14 protein-coding genes are annotated in these 17,579 nt (G+C 42.8%); 13 read left to right on the top strand and 1 reads right to left on the bottom strand.

Translation table 11 applies throughout. The features are described 5' to 3' along the window. The first annotated feature begins 63 nt into the window (after positions 1–63). The 5 genes from G608_RS0100390 to G608_RS0100410 all read left to right on the top strand — a co-directional run bounded on the left by G608_RS0100390 (position 64) and on the right by G608_RS0100410 (position 8,527). Positions 64–933: a phosphoribosylaminoimidazolesuccinocarboxamide synthase gene (locus G608_RS0100390; protein ID WP_026494326.1), complete on the top strand. Its 870-nt coding sequence runs from the start codon at positions 64–66 to the stop codon at positions 931–933. A 268-nt stretch (positions 934–1,201) separates the two neighbouring features. Further along, entirely contained in the window at positions 1,202–2,086 is an 885-nt protein-coding gene (locus G608_RS0100395) for a glycerophosphodiester phosphodiesterase family protein (protein WP_026494327.1), read from the top strand. Positions 2,087–2,222: 136 nt separating this feature from the next. Next, positions 2,223–4,859, top strand: a complete 2,637-nt coding sequence (gene ppdK, locus G608_RS0100400; RefSeq protein ID WP_026494328.1) for a pyruvate, phosphate dikinase — start codon at positions 2,223–2,225, stop codon at positions 4,857–4,859. A 180-nt stretch (positions 4,860–5,039) separates the two neighbouring features. Then, positions 5,040–7,451 (top strand): glycoside hydrolase family 3 protein, encoded by a 2,412-nt coding sequence (locus G608_RS0100405; protein ID WP_026494329.1) that lies wholly within the window; start codon positions 5,040–5,042, stop codon positions 7,449–7,451. 89 nt (positions 7,452–7,540) lie between these two features. Beyond that, entirely contained in the window at positions 7,541–8,527 is a 987-nt protein-coding gene (locus G608_RS0100410; protein WP_026494330.1) for a diaminopimelate dehydrogenase, read from the top strand. A 111-nt stretch (positions 8,528–8,638) separates the two neighbouring features. On the opposite strand, the gene G608_RS0100415 is transcribed toward G608_RS0100410, so the two are convergent. After that, the gene (locus tag G608_RS0100415) at positions 8,639–8,938 is read right to left on the bottom strand and encodes a hypothetical protein (protein WP_026494331.1); all 300 of its coding nucleotides are present in this window, start codon (positions 8,936–8,938) and stop codon (positions 8,639–8,641) included. Positions 8,939–9,128: 190 nt separating this feature from the next. On the opposite strand from G608_RS0100415, the gene G608_RS0100420 reads away from it, so the two are divergent. The 8 genes from G608_RS0100420 to accD all read left to right on the top strand — a co-directional run bounded on the left by G608_RS0100420 (position 9,129) and on the right by accD (position 17,560). Then, positions 9,129–10,022: a metallophosphoesterase family protein gene (locus tag G608_RS0100420; protein WP_026494332.1), complete on the top strand. Its 894-nt coding sequence runs from the start codon at positions 9,129–9,131 to the stop codon at positions 10,020–10,022. A 170-nt stretch (positions 10,023–10,192) separates the two neighbouring features. Beyond that, positions 10,193–10,477 carry a co-chaperone GroES gene (locus tag G608_RS0100425; protein ID WP_026494333.1) on the top strand — a complete coding sequence of 95 codons (285 nt, stop codon included), beginning with the start codon at positions 10,193–10,195 and terminating at the stop codon, positions 10,475–10,477. Positions 10,478–10,561: 84 nt separating this feature from the next. After that, on the top strand, positions 10,562–12,184 hold the full coding sequence (gene groL / locus G608_RS0100430) for a chaperonin GroEL (protein ID WP_026494334.1): 1,623 nt from the start codon (positions 10,562–10,564) through the stop codon (positions 12,182–12,184). Between the two features lie 845 nt (positions 12,185–13,029). After that, the gene (locus tag G608_RS0100435) at positions 13,030–14,088 is read left to right on the top strand and encodes an FIST signal transduction protein (protein WP_026494335.1); all 1,059 of its coding nucleotides are present in this window, start codon (positions 13,030–13,032) and stop codon (positions 14,086–14,088) included. A gap of 13 nt (positions 14,089–14,101) precedes the next feature. Then, positions 14,102–15,061, top strand: coding sequence for a methyl-accepting chemotaxis protein (locus G608_RS0100440; RefSeq protein WP_026494336.1), 960 nt, complete (start codon positions 14,102–14,104; stop codon positions 15,059–15,061). Between the two features lie 146 nt (positions 15,062–15,207). Continuing rightward, complete coding sequence (locus tag G608_RS0100445; RefSeq protein WP_026494337.1) at positions 15,208–16,230, top strand: hypothetical protein; 1,023 nt, start codon at positions 15,208–15,210, stop codon at positions 16,228–16,230. Between the two features lie 232 nt (positions 16,231–16,462). Continuing rightward, positions 16,463–16,690 (top strand): acyl carrier protein, encoded by a 228-nt coding sequence (gene acpP, locus G608_RS0100450; protein WP_026494338.1) that lies wholly within the window; start codon positions 16,463–16,465, stop codon positions 16,688–16,690. An 18-nt stretch (positions 16,691–16,708) separates the two neighbouring features. Further along, positions 16,709–17,560: an acetyl-CoA carboxylase, carboxyltransferase subunit beta gene (accD, locus tag G608_RS0100455; RefSeq protein ID WP_026494339.1), complete on the top strand. Its 852-nt coding sequence runs from the start codon at positions 16,709–16,711 to the stop codon at positions 17,558–17,560. Positions 17,561–17,579 lie beyond the last annotated feature (19 nt).

Genomic DNA, 17,579 nt, shown 5'->3' on the forward strand with positions numbered 1-17,579 from the left:
GGAATCCTGCCCCGCAGGAAAAACTAGTTTAAACATTGCGCAAAGCACTGAAGGAGGAGAATTATGCAGGAATACAGTCCGGTAAAAGAGGGTAAGGTAAGAGAGATTTATGATGTAGGTGATGCACTTATCATGGTTGCCACCGACAGAATTTCAGCTTTTGACGTAATCCTCAAGAACAAGGTTGAGAAAAAGGGTACAGTCCTTACTCAGATGTCAAAGTTTTGGTTTGATTACACAAAGGATATCGTAGATAACCACATGATCAGCACCGATACAGCTGACATGCCTGAATTTTTCAGAAAACCGGAGTTTACCGGCAACAGTATGCTCTGTAAGAAGCTTACAATGCTCCCCGTTGAGTGCATCGTGCGTGGCTATATTACAGGAAGCGGCTGGAATAGTTATAAGGAAAACGGAACTGTATGCGGCATCAAGCTTCCTGAGGGACTTAAGGAATGTGATAAGCTCCCTGAACCCATATATACACCTTCAACCAAGGCAGAGATAGGTGATCATGATGAAAATATTGATTTTGAGCGCTCAGTAGAAGTTCTCGAGAGAGATTTCCCCGGACACGGTCAGGAATATGCCGAGAAGCTTCGTGATTATACAATCGCTCTTTACAAGAAGTGTGCAGACTATGCTCTTACAAAGGGTATTATTATCGCTGATACCAAGTTTGAGTTTGGTCTTAATGAAGAAGGTGAAGTGGTTCTTGCTGATGAGATGCTCACACCTGACAGCAGCCGTTTCTGGCCTGTTGAGGGTTATGAGCCCGGTAAGTCACAGCCTTCCTTCGATAAGCAGTTTGTTCGCGACTGGTTAAAGGCTAACCCTGAAAGCGACTATAATCTTCCTTCAGACGTAATCGATAAGACAATCGCTAAATACGAGGAAGCATACGAGCTTCTCACTGGTAAAAAGCTCTGATATTTTAATGGTTTTATTCCCCATCTGCAGACAAGATATGCAGGTGGGGATTTTTGTTTGGATTTAATACCTTTTTAATAAAGTTAATGAAGGGTTAATGATAAAAATATGTACCATAATGCTAAACTATATAGGGCAGAGGAAAACAATTTTTGCAAATTGCACTAAAAACTCTTGACATTTTGAATTTTGTACTTGTCAAAAAAGACATAAGATATTAAAATATCATGGGCGTCTAAGTAAGACAAAAAAGCAGGAAGTGTGAAAAATGTTTTTAAAGATTTTACTGATAATCATTGTGGTTTTAATCATCCTTTATTTTCTGGCAATTATGCCCGGGATGAGCAAAAAAGCCATTTCCCATGAACTGCTAAAACAGAATTTGTATGCCCATAGAGGATTGCATGACAATAAGTCAGCTGCTCCCGAGAATTCAATGGCTGCTTTTAAGAAGGCTGTTGATGGAGGGTACGGAATCGAGCTTGATGTTCAGCTTACGAAGGACGGAGTTCCGGTAGTTTTTCACGACTTCACACTGGCAAGAGTTGCCAGATATGAAGAGGGACAGATCCCTGCAGATGCTGTAAAGAACGAGGATGGCTCCCTTGGTGTAGCCGGGAAGGTTATCGATTACACCTTTGAGGAATTGCAACAGTTTCATCTTCTTGATTCTGATGAGAGAATACCGAGATTTGAGGATTTTCTCAAGCTTGTTGATGGAAGAGTTCCGCTTATCGTAGAGCTCAAAATCGAGAGATTTGACCTGTCGGTTTGTCAGAAGGCTTATGACCTGCTTTCAGGATACAACGGAGTCTATTGCATCGAATCCTTTAATCCGCTTGGTGTTTACTGGCTTAAGAAAAATCACAGCGAGATTTTCAGAGGACAGCTTTCAGAGGAATTTTTCCATGAGATAGACCAGGTAATGCATACTCCGCTTTATTTTATGCTTGCATTCCTCATATTTAATTTCCTTACAAGACCTGACTTTGTGGCTTATAACCACAAGCATGCGGATAACCTGTCCAGGACCTTGTGCCACAGCTTATATAAGAACACAGCTGCAGCATGGACTATTAAGAGTCAGGAAGAGCTGGATAGGAACAGAGAGAAGTTTGATATCTTCATATTTGAGGGATTTATTCCCGCTTAATTTTTGGCCTTCCCGGCAGGATTCACCAGGAGGCGTGTAAAGAGATAATTACTGTGCCAGAGCATGGATAATTATAAATAGTAACATAAATGGAAAGGGATTTACCGAATCGAATATCGGTAAGAAAGGTAGTGAAATGGCGAAAAAATACGTTTACATGTTCAGCGAAGGCGACATGACCATGAGAAACCTTCTCGGTGGTAAAGGTGCAAACCTTGCTGAGATGACATCAATCGGTCTTCCTGTACCTCAGGGCTTCACAATTTCAACAGAAGCTTGCACACAGTACTATGAAGATGGTCGTAAGATTAACGACGAGATCATGGCTCAGGCTATGGAAGGCGTTAAGAAGATGGAGGAGATCAACGGCAAGAAGTTTGGCGATCTTCAGAACCCTCTTCTCGTATCTGTTCGTTCAGGTGCTCGTGCATCAATGCCTGGTATGATGGATACAATTCTTAACCTTGGTCTTAATGACGAGGTAGTTGCTGCAATGATCAAGGGCAATCCTGATCCTGCATTCGAGCGTTTCGTATATGATTCATATCGTCGTTTCATCCAGATGTTCTCAGACGTTGTTATGGAAGTAGGTAAGAAGTACTTCGAGCAGCTCATCGACAAGATGAAGGAGCAGAAGGGTGTTAAGTTTGACGTAGATCTTACAGCAGCTGATCTTAAGGAGCTTGCTGAGCAGTTTAAGGCTGAGTATAAGAACCAGCTTGGTTCTGATTTCCCTTCAGATCCTGTAGAGCAGCTTAAGCTTGCTATCGAGGCTGTATTCCGTTCATGGGATAACCCCCGTGCAAATGTTTACCGTCGTGACAACGACATCCCTTATTCTTGGGGAACAGCTGTTAACGTAATGCCTATGGTATTCGGTAACCTTAATAATGAGTCCGGTACAGGTGTTGCATTCACACGTGACCCTGCAACAGGTGAGAATAAGCTTATGGGTGAGTTCCTTATCAATGCTCAGGGTGAGGACGTAGTTGCCGGTGTTCGTACACCTATGCCGATCGCTCAGATGGAGAAGGAATTCCCTGAAGCATACGCTGAGTTCATCAAGGTTTGTGATACACTTGAGAACCACTATCACGACATGCAGGATATGGAGTTCACTGTTGAGAACAAGAAGCTCTATATGCTCCAGTGTCGTAACGGTAAGAGAACAGCTCCTGCTGCTCTTAAGATCGCTTGTGACCTTGTTGATGAGGGACACAAGACTCCTGAAGAAGCTGTAGCAATGATCGATCCTCGTAACCTTGATACACTTCTTCATCCTCAGTTCGATGCAGCTGCTCTTAAGGCTGCAACACCTATGGGTAAGGGCCTTGGTGCATCACCCGGTGCTGCTTGCGGTAAGGTTGTATTCACAGCTGATGACGCTGTAGCTTGGGCTGAGAGAGGTGAGAAGGTTATCCTTGTTCGTCTTGAGACATCACCTGAGGATATCACAGGTATGAAGGCTGCTCAGGGTATCCTTACAGTTCGTGGTGGTATGACATCACACGCTGCCGTTGTTGCTCGTGGTATGGGTGAGTGCTGCGTTTCAGGATGTGGCGACATCAACATGGACGAGGAGAACAAGAAGTTCACACTTGCTGGTAAAGAGTTCCACGAGGGAGACTTCATCTCAATCGACGGTACAACAGGTAACATCTATGATGGCGTTATCAAGACTGTAGACGCTCAGATCGCCGGCGAGTTCGGACGTATCATGGATTGGGCTGATCAGTTCAGAAAGCTTAAGGTTCGTACAAACGCTGATACACCCGCTGATGCTAAGAAGGCTCGTGAGCTTGGTGCTGAGGGTATCGGTCTTTGCCGTACAGAGCACATGTTCTTCGAGGAAGACAGAATTGCTGCATTCCGTGAGATGATCTGCTCTGACACAGCTGAGGAGAGAGAAGCTGCTCTTGAGAAGATTCTTCCTTATCAGCAGAAAGACTTCAAGGCTCTTTATGAGGCACTTGAGGGCTGCCCTGTAACAATCAGATTCCTTGATCCTCCGCTTCATGAGTTCGTTCCTACAACAGAGGAAGACATTAAGAAGCTTGCAGATGCTCAGGGTAAGAGCGTAGAGGAGATCAAGGCTATCATTGCTTCTCTTCACGAGTTCAACCCTATGATGGGTCACAGAGGATGCCGTCTTGCAGTTACATATCCTGAAATTGCTAAGATGCAGACTAAGGCTGTTATCCGTGCTGCTCTTGAGGTTCAGAAGGAGCATGCTGATTGGAACGTTAAGCCTGAGATCATGATTCCTCTTGTATGTGAAGTTAAAGAGCTTAAGTTCGTTAAGAAGGTTGTATGTGAGACAGCAGATGCTGAGATCGCTGCAGCTGGTGCTAAGCTTGAGTATGAGGTTGGTACAATGATCGAGATCCCGAGAGCTGCTCTTACAGCTGACGAGATCGCTGCTGAGGCTGACTTCTTCTGCTTCGGTACAAACGACCTTACACAGATGACATTTGGATTCTCTCGTGATGACGCTGGTAAGTTCCTTAACGCTTACTATGATGAGAAGATCTTCGAGAACGATCCTTTCGCTAAGCTTGATCAGACAGGTGTTGGTAAGCTTATGGATATGTCACTTAAGCTTGGTAAGCCCGTTAATCCTAAGCTTCACGTTGGTATCTGCGGAGAGCACGGTGGAGATCCTTCATCAGTTGAGTTCTGCCACAAGATTGGCCTTGACTATGTATCATGCTCACCTTTCCGTGTACCTGTTGCTAGACTTGCAGCAGCTCAGGCAGCTATCGCAAACAAGTAATTTAAAAATTGCCTGTTAAGTGAGTAATAAATAATGAGTCGGACATCATCTTTACGGTGATGCCCGATTTTTTTTCTGTGTATTTTTATATTTTTAGGGAATTATTGATATAGATTCCCGGAAAGACCATTTATAATGTTCATATATTAATTGGGTTAAATGTAATGGAGGTACATTCAAATGGCAAAATGGCAAAGAGTTAAGTATCATCCGAATCTCCCTCTTGGAGCGGATGGAACAAGAGTTACGGCATCTAAGGAGCACATTGAGATCTCCAAGAATGCAGCAAAAGAGGGCATGGTTCTGGTTAAAAACGAAGAAGGCTTTCTTCCCTTTGAGAGAGGTAAGAAGATTGCTCTTTTCGGAAAAGCTTCTATTGATTACGTAAAGGGTGGCGGCGGATCAGGTGATGTAACTGTTCCCTACGTAACCAATCTGGCTGAGGGCTTTAAGAAGCTTTCATCTGAAGTAAGTGTATTTGACGACACAGTTAAATTCTATAAGAAATATGTCAGAGACCTTTATGAAGCAGGGAAAATGCCCGGACTTATTGCAGAGCCTGAGCTTCCGCAGGAGCTTCTCACAAAGGCACTGGCATTTACTGATACTGCTGTTATTTCAATCAGCAGATATTCAGGTGAGGGATGGGACAGAAAGGCCGATAACGACGATGGAAGAAAGCACAAGGATGTTGCACAGGAGCTTGTTGATGAGACAGATAAGCTTTTTGAGAAAGGTGATTTCTATCTGTCCAAGGCTGAGAAGGAGCTTGTCGATAAGGTAACAGCCGCATTCCCTCACACAGTTATTGTGCTTAATATCGGCGGAATGTTTGATGTATCCTGGATAAAGGAAAGTGAGAAGATTGATTCTGCTCTTATAGCATGGCAGGGCGGTATGGAAGGCGGACTTGCAACAGCTGAGCTTCTTCTTGGAATCGGAACACCCAGTGGTAAGCTTTCAGATACCTTTGCAAGAGACCTGGCTGACTATCCCGGAACAGAGCATTTCCACGATTCCGATGATTATGTTGAATACGAAGAGGATATCTATGTGGGATATCGTTATTTTGAGACAATAAAGGGTGCTGACAAGAAGGTAATATATCCCTTCGGCTATGGCCTTTCATACACGAGCTTTAATCTGAATCGTGTCAAGGTTGCCGTTGAAGATGGCAAGGTTACAGTAAAAGCCAATGTTACAAACATCGGCAAATATCCCGGAAAAGAAGTAGTTCAGGTCTACTTTGGCGCTCCTCAGGGTAAGCTTGGAAAGCCTGAAAAGACACTTATCGGCTTTAAGAAGACCGCAGAGCTTCTTTCCGGTCAGTCACAGCGCGTGATAATCGAATTCCCCGTAGCCGACATGGCTTCCTATGATGATCTTGGAAAGGTTCAGAAGTCAGCTTATGTCCTTGAGAAGGGCAAGTACACCTTCTACGTTGGAACAGATGTAAGAAATGTAAAGAAGGCTGATACAGACTATGTTCAGGATAAGGATGAGGTTGTATGTCAGCTTACAGAGAGAATGGCTCCTGTAGACCTTAAGAAGAGAATGCTCTCTGATGGAAGCTTTGAGGAGCTGCCCCAGGGTGATGCTTCAAAATACAATGAAAATATCCTTAAGGATGTTGAGCTTGACGGACCTCTTCATTCCATGCCCAAGGTTCGTCCTACGGAGTATAGACACAGCTTTGAGCCGTCCGGCAAGCCTCAGCTTGAGGAAGTAGCCGATGGAAAGCTTAGCCTTGATGATTTTGTTAAGGCACTTTCAGATGAGGATATTGCATGGCTTGTTGGCGGACAGCCTAATGTGGCAGTTGCAAATACCTTTGGTTATGGAAACAATGCTGAATTTGGTATTCCTAATGTAATGACGGCTGATGGCCCTGCAGGTCTTAGAATCCAGCCTAAAGTTGGCGTAAAGACAACAGCCTTCCCCTGTGCAACACTTCTTGCATGTACATGGGATCCTGATGTAGCTGAGAAGGTAGGTATTGCAGGCGGAGAAGAGGTTAAGGAGAACAATATCGGTGTATGGCTTACTCCTGCCATGAATATTCATCGTTCACCTCTTTGCGGAAGAAACTTTGAGTATTACTCAGAGGATCCTTATCTTACAGGAAAAATGGCTGCAGGTATGATAAGAGGTATCCAGAGTAACCGTGTAGGCGCTACAGCAAAGCATTTTGCTCTTAACAATAAGGAAACTAACAGAAAGAACAGTGACTCACGTGCATCCGAGAGAGCAATCAGAGAGATTTATCTGAAAGCATTTGAGATCGTTGTTAAGGAGTCACAGCCTTGGAGCATAATGACATCCTACAACATCATCAATGGAAGAAGAGCTTCCGAAAATGAAGACATGCTCGAAGGAATCCTCAGAGGAGAGTGGGGCTTTGACGGTATGGTTACAACTGACTGGTGGACCTATGGTGAAAACTATAAGGAATGCAAAGCCGGTAACGATATGAAGATGGGCTGCGGCTATCCGGAGAGAATACTTATGGCACTTGAAAAGGGCGGAATCACCAGAGAAGAGCTTGAGAAAGCTGCCAAGAATATTTTGGGTCTTATCCTCAGAATCGATTAATGAATAACTAATGTAAAAAAAAACACTTTAACAAAGTGACGTGTTGGTGTATTATTTTTACCAAAGTTTAAAAATCGGAGGACAGGACAATGAGTATCAGAATTGGAATTTTAGGATATGGTAACCTTGGAAAGGGTGTTGAACTTGCAGTAAAGGCAGCTCCTGATATGGAACTGGTTGCAGTTTTTACAAGACGTGATCCGGGTAGCCTTCAGATCAAAACAGAGGGCGTTCCGGTTGTATCTGTAAATGACGTAGAGAGCTATAAGGATAAGATCGATGTAATGATTCTTTGCGGAGGAAGCGCTACCGATCTTCCTGAGCAGACACCTGAGTATGCAAAAACATTTAACGTTGTAGACAGTTTTGATACTCACGCAAGAATACCGGAGCATTTTGCAAATGTTGATGCAGCGGCTAAGGCTGCAGGCAATGTGGCAGTAATCTCCTGCGGATGGGATCCCGGAATGTTCTCTTTGGCAAGAGTTTATTCAAATGCTATTCTTCCTGATGGTAAAGATTACACCTTCTGGGGTAAGGGAGTATCACAGGGACACTCAGATGCTATTCGCCGCGTAAAGGGTGTAAAGAATGCAAAGCAGTACACAATCCCTGTAGAAGCAGCTCTTGAAGCTGTAAGAAACGGTGAGAATCCGGAGCTGTCAACCAGACAGAAGCACACAAGAGAGTGCTTTGTAGTGCTTGAGGATGGCGCAGATGCAGCAGCTGTTGAGAAGGAAATCAAAGAGATGCCCAATTATTTCGCTGATTATGATACAACAGTTCATTTCATCAGTGAGGAAGAGCTCCTTAGAGATCACAGCGGAATGGCTCATGGCGGCTTCGTATTCAGAAGCGGTAAGACAGGTGCGGATAAAGAGCATAATCACATCATTGAATATAGCCTGAAGCTCGATTCCAACCCTGAATTTACCACAAGTGTTCTTGTTGCTGTTGCAAGAGCGGCTCATCGCATGAAGAGCGAAGGACAGACAGGCTGCAAGACCATGCTGGATATTGCTCCTGCATATCTTTCAGAGCTCAGCGGAGAGGAGCTTAGAGCACACCTTCTGTAAATTTACTGAATACACATAAGTAAAACGAAAAAGCGGTACCGGCCTTAAAGGTCGACACCGCTTTTTCTAAAACGATAATGAAGAAATCATCATCATGAGGAGACATGTTTATCAGTTTTCCTTTACCACCACTTTACCGCCGTTCTTTACGCTGTCCTGCTCAAGCATTTCAATGGCAGAAGCAGCTATCTCATAGTACATTGCTGCATTGTCCTGAATCTCAGCCATTTTTTTCATATTTGTTGTACAGAATTTCTTCGCTTCAGCGATGTCTGTTTGTGAGAAAACCTTACTTCCGCAGTAGAGAGTTCCTGTTGCAGGATCAAAATGCGAGTCCTGTTTCTTCTGTTCACCACTCATACCCATAACGCCTGCAAGAGAGCGTATCAGATCTTCACGATTATTAGCCATCCTGACCCTCCAATCTTGACTTTGAATGAATTTGCAGTGCGGATTGTTTTTCTGAACCAACTCCATGTTCCGAACCAATAATATTTTCTCATAAGGAGTCTTTTTTGTGTATAAACAACTTATTATAAAAATATAAAAAAACAGAGAAAGGTGATATCATTAATCTAAGTGTTAAGACACGGAGGAGAGTATGGATATTGCAGTTTGGGGCGATGTTCACAGCAATCATGTGGCATTGCAGGCAGTCATAGATTATTGCATGGGAAAAGGAATAACAAACTATATACTGCTTGGGGATTTTGTGGCTGACGGGCCAAATCCCAAAAAGACAATGGAGCTTATTTATGTACTTAAGCAGTATTTCACCTGTTATATAGTTCGCGGAAACAGGGAGGAGTTCCTTCTTAACTATAAAAAGAACGGTGAGAGCGGATGGTACAAGGGTTCTGCCAGCGGATCACTTCTTTTCACCTATGAACAGCTTACGGATAAGGACTTTAGCTTTTTTGAATCGCTGCCAATATATGGTATTTACAGTCCAAAGAAGCTTCCGGGCTTTGAGTATTGCCACGGTTCACCAACGGGCGTTTCGGAAGTGCTTTTTGCTGAAAAAAGAAGTCTTAAAAGGGCAATGAATAAGTGTAAGACAAATATGCTTTTGCATGCCCACACTCATGTACAGGAATCCTTTATCTACAGAGACAGGAAGGCAGTTAATCCGGGATCTCTGGGCCTTCCGAGGAACAGCAGACAATTCACTGAGTTTGCCATATTGCATGGAAGTGCATCTGGCTTTGACGAGGAACTGATTCAGATAAAGTATGACAGGCATGAGCTTCTTAAGGAATTTACAAAATCCGGAATGTGCGAGTATGCACCGGCCTGGGCAGCAATTCAGATGCATACCATAAGAACAGGAATAGACCTAAGCGAAGCAATACTCCTTCAGGCAATGAGACTTTGCGAGGAGGAGAGAGGAATGGTGCGCTGGCCAGATATTCCGGAGAAATATTGGGCAGAAGCCCTAAAGAATAATTACATCGATCTTTCCGGTAAAGATATACCCAGAAAAAATCAGGATTAATTAATATTATTTTTATAAAAACAGCTGTTTATTACCTTTTTTTGCTTGTTTTCTTGACAAACATCATGAATGGATATAATATATTTTTTGATGATTAGCACTCGAATTAAATGAGTGCTAACAATTTAAAAAGTTAATAAATGCAATAAAGATATAAGGAGGCATTAAAAATGAAGTTAGAACCACTTGCAGACAGAGTTGTACTTAAGCAGCTTGAGGCTGAAGAGACTACAAAGTCAGGAATCGTTCTTCCCGGCGCTGAGAAGGAGAAGCCCCAGCAGGCTGAGGTTATTGCAGTAGGCCCCGGCGGAATCGTTGATGGTAAAGAAGTAAAGATGCAGGTTAAGAAGGGTGACAATGTCATCTATTCAAAATATGCAGGAACAGAAGTAAAGCTTGATGACGTTACATACATCATCGTTAAGCAGAACGACATTCTCGCTATCATCAAATAACAATATCATCTATGCCTTCCCTCTTGTAGGGGGAAGGTGCCCGAAGGGCGGATGAGGGTAAAAAATATACGGAGGCATTTAAAAATGGCAAAGACAATTAAGTACGGCGCTGACGCCCGCACAGCTATGGTAGAAGGCGTTAATAAGCTTGCAGATACAGTAAGAGTTACAATTGGACCTAAGGGCAGAAACGTAGTTCTTGATAAGAGCTATGGCGCACCTACAATCACAAACGACGGTGTTACAATCGCAAAAGAGATCGAGCTTGAGGATGCTTATGAGAACATGGGCGCTCAGCTTGTTAAGGAAGTAGCTACCAAGACTAACGACGTAGCAGGTGATGGTACAACAACAGCTACAGTTCTTGCACAGGCTATGATCAATGAAGGTGTTAAGAACCTTGCAGCAGGTGCTAACCCCATCGTACTCAGAAAGGGTATGAAGAAGGCTACAGATGCAGCTGTTGCTTCAATCAGCAAGATGGCTACAAAGGTTAAGGGCAAGGATCAGATCATGAGAGTTGCCGCTGTATCATCAGGTGATGACGAAGTAGGTCAGATGATCGCTGACGCTATGGAGAAGGTTTCTAACGATGGTGTTATCACAATCGAGGAATCCAAGACAATGATGACTGAGCTCGACCTCGTTGAAGGTATGCAGTTCGATCGTGGTTATATCTCAGCTTACATGGCTACAGATATGGATAAGATGGAAGCAAATCTTGATGATCCTTATGTTCTTATCACAGATAAGAAGATTTCCAATATTCAGGATATCCTTCCTCTTCTTGAACAGATCGTTAAGACTGGCGCTAAGCTTCTTATTATCGCTGAGGATGTTGATGGTGAGGCTCTTACAACTCTTATCGTTAACAAGCTCCGTGGTACATTCAATGTAGTAGCTGTTAAGGCTCCCGGCTATGGCGACAGAAGAAAGGCTATGCTCGAGGATATCGCTATTCTTACAGGCGGTAAGGTAATCAGCTCTGACCTTGGTCTTGAGCTTAAGGATACAACTCTTGACGACCTTGGACGTGCAAAGAGCATCAAGGTTGAGAAGGAGAAGACCACTATCGTTGACGGTCTTGGCGACAAGAAGGAAATCCAGGCTAGAATTGCTCAGATCAAGAAGCAGATTGAGGATACAACATCTGATTTCGATAGAGAGAAGCTTCAGGAGAGACTTGCTAAGCTCGCTGGCGGTGTTGCAGTTATCAGAGTAGGTGCTGCTACAGAGACAGAGATGAAGGAAGCTAAGTATCGTATGGAAGATGCTCTTAACGCTACAAGAGCAGCAGTTGAGGAAGGTATCATCTTCGGTGGTGGTAGCGCATACATCCACGCATCAAAGGAAGTTGCTAAGCTTGCTGAGAAGCTCGAAGGCGACGAGAAGACAGGTGCTAAGGTTGTTCTTAAGGCACTTGAGGCTCCTCTTTTCCACATCGCAAACAACGCTGGCCTTGACGGCTCTGTAATCGTAAACAAGGTTAAGGAGTCTAAGCAGGGAATCGGCTTCAATGCATATTCAGAAGAGTATGTAGACATGGTTAAGGACGGTATCATCGATCCTGCCAAGGTTACAAGAAGTGCTCTTCAGAACGCAACATCAGTTGCTTCAAGCTTCCTCACAACAGAAGCTGCCGTAGCAACAATCAAAGAACCCGTTCCCCCCATGCCCGCAGGCAATCCTGGAATGGGAATGATGTAAGCGATAGGGACGAATGCATCCAGGGAGTTAAATAAGACATAGAGTGCGAAGCACTTAAATTAAAAAAGGACACATCCTCGAGTTTACTCGAAAGGATGTGTCCTTTTTAATTTAAGAAGCGTCGAAGACGCGCTATGTCTTATTTAACGGTGTGGATATATGAGAACCAACGGTAACGAGGGAAGTGCGTCAGCGCTTTCCGAGTCTGATGATGCAGTGAAGTGAACCATTCAATGAGAACCAATGATAGCTCGGTCAGCGCTTTCCGAGTCTAATGATGCAACGAGCTTTTTTGGGTATGTCTAGAGTTTGATTACGTGGATGAATAAGGGAAGTGCCATTCATCCCCGTTAAAATAGCAGTGAATTGAGCCTTGATTACGTGGATGAATAAGGGAAATACTATTCATCCCCGTTAAAATAGCAGTGAATTGAACCTAGATTACGTGGATGAATAAGAGAAATGTCATCCATCCCCGTTAAAATAGCAGTGAATTGAGCCTTGATTACGGGGATAATTAAGAGAAATACCATCCATCCCCGTAAGGATGGCAGAAAACTGGCTCAGGATTACGGGGATGATCAAAGAAAATGATATCCATCCACGTATAGCAAGCAACAAATCAACCGTAACAAATCAACGTAACAAATCAACAAATCCATCAAGAGAATGCACCTACCAAAGAAAACCATCTGGCGAACGTCTCTGTCACTTCCCGAGTTTATTAAATTTTAATAGAATATTTAACAAAATATAGCACACTACTACTGTTATGACACTTATTCAAATGATATTATGTTAACAGATGGGTATTTTTGATTTCTTTAAATAGGAGAATATGCCTTATGAAAATGTTTAACGGAAAAAGTGCATCAGGAAGCGTAGCAGATGCATCCAGAGGTCTGTCAGTCCCCAAGCTTATCATTTTTACATGTGACGAGAAGAATTTTGATAAGAACGTTGCCGAAATTGAGCAGAAGTTCCCCGGTGTTCCCAGCATTGGTTGTGTTGGTATGAGCTATGATTCCGCTATTCAGGAGTCAGGACTTCAGATCACAGCTTTTACAGAGGGAGTCAAAGTCAGGACCGGCGTTCTTGAGAAGGTATCAACAATGCCTGCTCGTGATGTTGGAAGACTTGAGAAGGACCTTGACGAGATTAAGCCCGGCAAGGAGAATACTGCAATAATCGATTTCTGTGCAGGAAATGACGCTGCAGTTCTTACCACACTCAGAAGCCTTCTTGACAGATATAATCTTCAGGTTATGGGCGCTACAGGTGATGCCGGCAAGGTTTCCTTAAACGGTAAGGTATATGAAGATGCCATGAGTTATGCCGTTATCAAAAATGAGGGCGGCAAGGTTAAATCCTATAAGGAGAACATCTACGAGCCCATGGATAACCGTCAGCTTATCGCATCCAAGACAGATAAGGCTAAGTATTATCTTGGAGAGCTTAACGGACGCTCCGCAAAACAGGTTTATATGGATCTGACAGGCGCAAAGTCTGATAAAGAAATCATCGACCAGACCTTCAAGAATCCTCTTGGAAAGATGATAGGAAATGATGTTTGCATCTGCTCCATCAAGGATGTAGCAGGAAGCGGACTTATCCTGTACAGACAGATAAATGACTCTGATATTCTCACACTTCTTGAGATGAAGAATCCCATGGAAGTAGCTGAGCATACAGTGAACAAAATAAGAAATGATTTTTCGAAAATATCGGGTATATATTCAGTCAACTGTATCTTCAGATATCTGGTTCTGAAGGAAAGAGGAGAGCTGAACAGCTATCTTGGAAAGATAGCACAGCTTGGACCTTCCTGCGGACTTATTGGATTTGGAGAGCATTACAATACCCAATTTGTTAACCAGACAATGACCTGTATTGTATTTGAATGAGGGAGAGACGAATATGTTTACAGATATTTTTAAAAAGAAAACAGAGGAAGTTAATATCGAAGTAAACGCTCCTAAGGCAGATATGGATGAGAGTAAGAAGAAATCGCTTATCTATATTGCCGATTCTGTAAAAAAATTCCAAAAGGAGCTCGTTCAGAACGAGGTTAGCTCTCTTACAGAAATCCATGATATGGGCGAAGCTGTAGAGAATGTTATTAAGAGTAACAATGACCTAAGAGATCAGATGGATGCTTTTAATGAGATGTTCGCAGCTGTAAACGAAAGCGCCGGTAAGTTTGAAGATGTTAAGGTTAATATCTTGAACAGCGTTCAGAATGCTCAGAATAAAGTATCTGAATTAAAGGACAGCTCCAATGAAGTAAGAGCAAGCTTTGATGAGATGACACAGGGCTTTGAGAACTTCAAGAGTGCTGTTGATCAGATTTCAGACTACATGAAAAAGATCATCGGTATCGCAACCCAGACTAACCTACTTGCACTTAATGCTTCAATCGAAGCTGCAAGAGCCGGAGCTGCCGGTAAAGGCTTCGCCGTTGTTGCTACGGAAGTAAGAGAGCTGGCAGATGAGATCAAGGTAATGATCAGTCAGGTTAATGCTTCAATCGATGCGGCCGGCGAAGAGAGTGAGAAGCTTTCCATCAGCATGCAGAATTCCATTGCTGCCATGGATAAGAGCATTCAGGAAGTTGATGAGACCAATGCAACCTTTGATGAGATCATCGAGAGTGCAAACGGTGCCAATGTAGTTCAGGAGGAAATCTCCGACACTGCGGACACCGCTTCTGATGAGCTTAACAGAATAGGCAACAGCTTCACGGAGATCAACAGGAAGTACGATGCCCTTGTTAATCAGCTTGACAGAGTTAATTCCCTGGGCACCACTAAGAGTAGTGTGTTCGAGCATATTGATAATCTGGTATCTCAGATAGAGCCTATTGTAAAAGATAAATAACATGATTTAAGGTCTGTAACCCGAACGGTTGCAGACCTTTATTTTTTTTGAAACAATCTGGAATGCGTGGTTTTTTTATATCTGATGCATATATTATAGTGACAATAAAAATATAAATTTAATCTGATATTGCAGGAGGAAATGATATGCCTAAGACAGCGTCAGAAATATTCAATAAAAAACTATATGCTTCTGATTCAGTAAGAGCGATAGAACAGCGTGTGAATCAAACCTGGATGCACACGAGTGTTGTAGATCCAAATAGATCGATTTTAATGGATCTGTTTGAGGGATTTTGTGGCCTTGTTGAGAATGACCCCAATTTAATAGAGAATGGGCTTGAAAAACTTGAGAACTTCAACAAATTTCTTACAGAGCCTCAAGATGATGGAAGAACCGGTTTTGATATTCTTACAGACGGTTTATCAAAGGCAGATACTGAGACATTTTTTAGTGATCTGAGAAGATTCAATAGGGATCTCGATTGGGGTCTTGACATGGAGAAAATTGAGGAGATAAAAAATGAGAAGGTTGCTTCAATCGTTGATGAAAAGATTTCGGTCAGACCTACTACATTTAATGATTTGCTTGACAATGTACGAAAAAGTGAATCGAATGTCTCAAGAACAAGTTCAATGCGAGCTACAACAGTAGAGAATGTGATTGATAAATCCGAGGACATGGCTAAGGCACCGGATCTCTATAATGAAAAAGAAACTGCATGGGCATTGAATCTTAAGAATCAGGCGAAAGCTGCCAAGGGTAAGATGAATTCATCACAGTATAATAAATTCTATGATGAAATCAAAGTATTCACCAACCTGGCAGAAAAGATTATTGAAGCCAAAGAAAATTATAAGACCAATATGCCTCTTAGCAGTTTCAACTCAGACACACGTAAAAGATTGTCCAAGTATGCCAAAAACGGAATAGTCGAAAATATTGATATTTTAAGGGCTTATTCTAAATCCTGGAACCAGGTGAAGAAAAAAGCCAACGATTATCAGAACTATAAACTCAATGAGAAGCACTTCACAAGAGATCCTAAGGTAAAGCCCGGACATACTCTTGATGTCAGCGGCAAGAAGAAGTTTGCTCTTATGGATCAGATTTTCGGAAAAACACCAAGAGAGGTGCAAAAGGTAAATAACGTGCAGAGAGCTAAGTGATTAACGCAGGAAGCAGTTAGTACTTTGGTTGTTTATGCATACAAACAGAATAATGAATGATAAAAGGTCTTTGGCAATGGTGCCAAGGGCCTTTTTTCTGTGCTTTTCTGTGCAATTCTCTAGGAAACCCAAAACCACCAAAACAGTTTAGCGTTGACAAATAAAAAAGCAGGCTATAATATTTCAAATGTAATTAGCTAAATAATATTTAACTAAAAAGGAGATAACTAAAATGAATTTAGATGAAATCAAAGAAGTCATTGCAGACACACTTGGAGTAGATGAGGACAAGGTTACACCTGATGCAAACCTCATTGATGATCTTGGGGCTGATTCATTGGCAATCGTTGAACTTCACATGGAGATCGAGGAGAAGCTTGGAATCAAGATCCCGGATGAAGTAATTTCAGAGCTTCACACAGTAAGTGACGTTCTTGAAGCTATCAACAAAAACAAATAAGAAAAGCCGGAGGTACATATGGGACCTTTAATGAATGCGATATCCTTTCCAGCAAAGGTAAAAAAGGATATTGGTGATGCTTTTTTGAAGAAAGATATGGAGCCTGTTTTTATCACCTGCAAATCCTGCGGAAGAAGAGCACTGAAAAAAGACTGGCAGAATAATTTCTATGTATGCCCTGTTTGCGGTAAGTACAGAAGCATCGGCGCATACTACAGATTATCGCTGATTCTGGATCCTGGAACTTTTTTCGAGCTTAATGCTGAGCTTAAGGCTGAGGATCCTATGGATTTTCCGGAGTACAAGGATAAGCTGCTAAAACAAAAGCAGACCACTGGACTTGAAGAAGCAGCTGTGACAGCCATAGGAAAAATCGGCGGTCACAAGGTAACGGTAATAGTGCTGGACAGCCGCTTTTTTATGGGAAGCATGAGCAGCATAGTTGGTGAGAAGGTTACAAGAGCCATTGAGTATGCCACAGAGAAAAAGCTGCCCCTTATCATTTTTTCGGCAAGTGGGGGAGCCAGAATGCAGGAAGGAATTTACAGCCTGATGCAGATGGCGAAGACTGCGGCAGCTATAGAGGAATTCAATGCCTCAGGCGGACTGTATATCAGCTATTTAACGCATCCCACAACAGGCGGCGTCACAGCCAGCTTTGCTTCTCTTGGAGATATTACATTGGCTGAGCCGGGAGCGCTTATAGGCTTTGCGGGACCAAGAGTAATCGAGCAGACAATCCATAAAAAGCTTCCAAAGGGCTTTCAGCGAAGTGAGTACCTTGAGAGCCATGGCTTTGTGGACAAGATAGTGCCAAGAGATCAGATGAGAGCAACTCTTTTAAAGCTGTTAGAGCTTCATAGCAGGTAAATGCAGCTGCCAGGATAGG

Source organism: Butyrivibrio sp. WCD3002, assembly GCF_000424265.1.
GTDB lineage: Bacteria > Bacillota > Clostridia > Lachnospirales > Lachnospiraceae > Butyrivibrio.